The organism is Mycobacterium sp. E3251 (assembly GCF_001666835.1).
Classification (GTDB): Bacteria; Actinomycetota; Actinomycetes; order Mycobacteriales; family Mycobacteriaceae; genus Mycobacterium.
The window spans coordinates 1-504 of sequence record NZ_LZJF01000172.1 but is presented as its reverse complement, the minus strand read 5'-3'; the positions used below and the strand labels follow the sequence as shown (position 1 = coordinate 504).

General features: G+C 66.1%; 1 protein-coding gene. It reads left to right on the top strand.

Annotated elements, in window-relative coordinates:
• Nucleotides 1–427 precede the first annotated feature (427 nt).
• Nucleotides 428–504: PPE domain-containing protein (locus A5697_RS28525; RefSeq protein WP_156624280.1), on the top strand; the 77-nt coding region annotated here is incomplete at its 3' end.

Here is a 504-nt window from a genome sequence, read left to right as displayed (position 1 = left end):
CCGGCGCCGCCGCGGGCTACTCCCACAAATACGGCTTCCGCTACAGCGTCCTAACCCGCCCACCCTCAGCCGGATAGCAGCGGATATGAACACAACCCACTCGTTTTATCCGCGTCGGGATTTTATGGAGAGCCGATTGCGGCTGAGTCCGGTTGCGACGACGGCGCGGCCCCCCGTTGCTGGCCCGGTGTCGCGCGAGGGCGACGACCGCGAGACTGTTTTCCCACCTCATGACGGACATACGGCCGGACGCCAAACGCCTGGCCAACTCCGGCCAACCGGGGCGCGGCAGCCGCGGGCGATGCGCCCGCGCCCGGCCGGCGCTGACATCAGCCGGTCGGCGGGACCGGGGGTGGGCCAGATGCGCTCTATCGTCTTTCACTACTCGAGGTCATTCATGCAGCTGCGACGCGGTAAGGGGTAATTCGTGTTTGATTTTGGGGCGCTTCCGCCGGAGGTTAATTCGGCGCGGATTTATGCCGGTCCGGGGTCGGGGTCGTTGAT